Origin of the sequence: Burkholderia sp. JPY481 (assembly GCF_038900515.1) — a bacterium.
GTDB lineage: Bacteria > Pseudomonadota > Gammaproteobacteria > Burkholderiales > Burkholderiaceae > Paraburkholderia > Paraburkholderia youngii.
In genome coordinates, this window is the sequence record NZ_JAYMRT010000142.1 from 1 (window position 1) to 468 (window position 468).

Below are 468 nucleotides of genomic sequence, written 5' to 3' on the forward strand. Positions count from 1 at the left end.
CTGCATGCGGATGAGACGCCGGTACAGATGCTCGGTCCCGGCAAAGGCAAGACACATCGCGCGTATCTGTGGGCGTATACGCCGACGCACTACAGTGAGCTGCGCGCCGTGGTCTACGACTTCGCCGGGAGCCGGGCAGGCGAACATGCCCGCGCGTTCCTCGCTGGCTGGCAGGGCAAGCTGGTGTGCGACGACTACAGTGGGTACAAGGCTGGATTCCAGCAGGGAATCACTGAAATCGGATGTGCGGCGCACGCGAGACGCAGGTTCTTCGATCTGCATGCCAATCACAGCAGCCAGATCGCCGTATTGGCGCTGCCATTCTTCGCTGCGCTTTACGACATCGAGCGCGAGGCGCAGACACTGGAAGCTGAAGAGCGTCGCAGGCTTCGACAGAGCCGGGCCAAACCGGTGTGCGACGCACTTCATGAATGGATGGTGGCGCAGCGCAAGCTGGTTTCGGAAGGT

1 protein-coding gene is annotated in these 468 nt (G+C 62.0%); it reads left to right on the plus strand.

Annotated elements, in window-relative coordinates; all coding sequences use genetic code 11:
* Nucleotides 1-468 (plus strand): IS66 family transposase (locus VSR82_RS40055; protein ID WP_498858931.1); only part of this gene is annotated, 468 nt, incomplete at both ends.